Here is a 2,465-nt window from a genome sequence, read left to right as displayed (position 1 = left end):
ACCGTCACAGCCCCCGCCCCTCACCCCCGCCCGGGAATCATCCGGATGGCGTTGCCGAGATGGGTGGCGCAGCCCTTCATGTCGTTCTTCGCCATGAGGTCGGTGGCCAGGGTCAGTTCCTTCATCGCGACCGCCTTCCTGTCCGGGTCGGTCATCTTGGCGGTCTCGGCATTCATCTTGGACAGCTCTTCCGTGCTGCAGGTCGTCGGCGGCAGCGGTGTGGTGTCCGGCGCCGCCGGAGCCGTCTGCGCCCCGGCCGGCGCCAGCGCCAGCCCGACGCCGAGCGCGGCGAGGATGAGGGTGGTCCTGAGCATGATCTCTCTCCCTGAAGCGGCCGGAACGGCCCTTTCGCGGGAAACAGGACGTGGGGAGGATTGTTCCGGGGGCTCGCTCCACCGACACCCGTCAGGTCTGGTGCGGAACCACGCGCGAAACCCCTCTCCTGTAAGGAGAGGGGTTCACGCGCTCGGACTGCCATTCAAATGCGTGGCGGCGTGTCGCAATTGAGCAGAAACTGCTGCCAGCCGGTTGTTAAGGCGGCCAGACTTGTCGAATCAAACGGAATGCACAATAATTTGCCGCAATTAATCTCAATGGAAAATCGATATGGCAATACTTAAGGCTTCCAGAGTATTGTCGCCGGAGGGCAACCAACCGTAACATATGTTTCCAGATCAGCGCTTAGCCTTGAGAAAAAGCTGAAATCTGCGATCTCCGATGGATACTCACTGATAACCGTCACGGGCGCGACAAAGAGCGGGAAAACCGTCCTATGCAAGAGCATCATATCTAAAGATGAATCCATTTGGATCTCCGGCGGAGAAATCGCAACTGAAGATGAATTTTGGGATAGAATAGTAGACGATTTGGATATTTCGCAAAACCAGACAGAAACAGCCTCTCGGCTTAGCGGCGAAACGACGAAAAGCGGAGTGAAATTAGGCGCCACTGCTGGATTTGTAAACGTGGGCGTTGAATTGGGCGGCGATGCTCAATCGACGTCAGCAATCACGAAATCTCGAACGAAAACGCGCTCATCGAAAGTTATCGCACTGAAAGGACTTTCAGATTACACTGGAACGATAGTAATAGATGATTTTCACTACATCGAAACAGATATTCAAAGATCTTTAATTCGCGCCTTAAAGCAGAAAATTTTCGATGGTCTCCGAGTTGTGGTACTAGCCGTTCCTCATCGCGCATATGATGTTGTTAAAGTCGAAACCGAAATGACAGGCAGAGTCCGTCAGATTGAAATCCCAAAATGGTCAAATGACCAGCTATCCGAGATACCAAACATTGGGTTTGATAAATTGAATGCTGATGTTCCAGATCATATCAGGAATACATTGGTAAGCGAATCATTCGCAAGCCCGCACTTAATGCAATGGTTTTGTTCAAGAATATGCACCGACAATGGTATTGATGTCACATTATCTGAAAGAAAGTCGATTTCTATCGACGATGAGCGCTCATTTTTTTCAGAGATCGCAGTTAATACATCGAAGCGCGCCTTCGATAGATTAGCCGCAGGGCCACGTCAAAGAACAGATCGGATTGCGCGCTCATTCTCCGACGGAACCCAGGGCGACATCTATTTGGCAATATTGCGAGCAATTTCGGCGACGGGCCCTAAATTGGCACTGACGTACGAAGAAGTGCGCAGCAAACTTAGAGAATTGATGTCGGGAGAAATACCACAGTCTCACGAAGTGAGCAGGGTATTGGTCAAAATGACGGAGATAGCTCGCGATAAAATCGAAGGTGAAGCAGTTATCGAATGGGACGATGACGAAAAAATACTACATATCATTGATCCATTTTTTGCATTTTATCTAAGGTGGGGAACCCATTCCAGCGACCAAATGCGTTCGTAGCTTCCGTCACCTAATTGCCTCCGCACGCCGCTTTCACACGCTTCCAGGCGCAACTCCATCTCCTCAAGCGCCCCCCAAGCCAAGTCCGTGCAGAACCCTCTCCTTACAGGTGAGGGTTCTCCGTCGCGGTCCCCGCCGCTTCACGGATGGCGGCAACGACAGCGTCGCGGTCGTTCAGCATCGTCTCGTTGCGAAAGCGGATCACCGTGAAGCCGTGGCGCTCGATCTCCAGCGTGCGGGCTGCGTCGTAGTCGCGCTCGACGTCATGCTGAGCGCCGTCGAGTTCGATGACGAGCTTGCGCTGGAGGCAGAGGAAATCGACGGTGTAGCCGAGCAACGGCACCTGCCGGCGGAATTTGAGGCCGTCGAGGCGGTGGGCGCGGAGCAGCGACCACAGGATGTCCTCCGGCTTGGTGGATTGCCGGCGGAGTCTTCTCGCGAAGTCCTGTCGCTCGGTCGCCATGGTGCCTCATGCGGAGAACGGCCGACACCTCTCCCCTGCCCCTCTCCTTACAGGAGAGGGGTTCCCCGCGCATGATCACCAAAGGTAGAGGGCGTCAGCCCCTCCGCCCCCGTCTCTCCCCGGCC

The 2,465-nt window shown here is 54.5% G+C and carries 3 protein-coding genes; 1 reads left to right on the top strand and 2 read right to left on the bottom strand.

The genetic code is table 11. The features are described from left to right. Positions 1 to 20: 20 nt before the first annotated feature. A complete protein-coding gene (locus AX750_RS20120) occupies positions 21 to 314 on the bottom strand; it encodes a hypothetical protein (protein WP_066721606.1) in 294 nt (97 codons plus the stop codon). Between the two features lie 618 nt (positions 315 to 932). Between AX750_RS20120 and AX750_RS26255 the strand changes: the two genes are divergently transcribed. Then, positions 933 to 1,877 (top strand): hypothetical protein, encoded by a 945-nt coding sequence (locus tag AX750_RS26255; RefSeq protein WP_156450062.1) that lies wholly within the window; start codon positions 933 to 935, stop codon positions 1,875 to 1,877. A gap of 103 nt (positions 1,878 to 1,980) precedes the next feature. Here the strand turns inward: AX750_RS26255 and AX750_RS20115 are convergent, their stop codons facing one another. Next, a complete protein-coding gene (locus AX750_RS20115) occupies positions 1,981 to 2,340 on the bottom strand; it encodes a DUF559 domain-containing protein (RefSeq protein ID WP_066721607.1) in 360 nt (119 codons plus the stop codon). Between the last annotated feature and the right edge of the window lie 125 nt (positions 2,341 to 2,465).

This window comes from Methylobacterium sp. CCH7-A2 (assembly GCF_001557075.1).
Taxonomy (GTDB): Bacteria; Pseudomonadota; Alphaproteobacteria; order Rhizobiales; family Beijerinckiaceae; genus Allobosea; species Allobosea massiliensis.
The sequence above is the reverse complement of the archived record's forward strand: the minus strand, read 5'-3'. Positions and strand labels throughout refer to the sequence as shown.

Bases quoted from the DNA above. Each gene is read 5' to 3' on its own strand.
- AX750_RS20120 (WP_066721606.1), bottom strand. From the start codon at position 314: ATGCTCAGGACCACCCTCATCCTCGCCGCGCTCGGCGTCGGGCTGGCG.
- AX750_RS20115 (WP_066721607.1), bottom strand. From the start codon at position 2,340: ATGGCGACCGAGCGACAGGACTTCGCGAGAAGACTCCGCCGGCAATCC.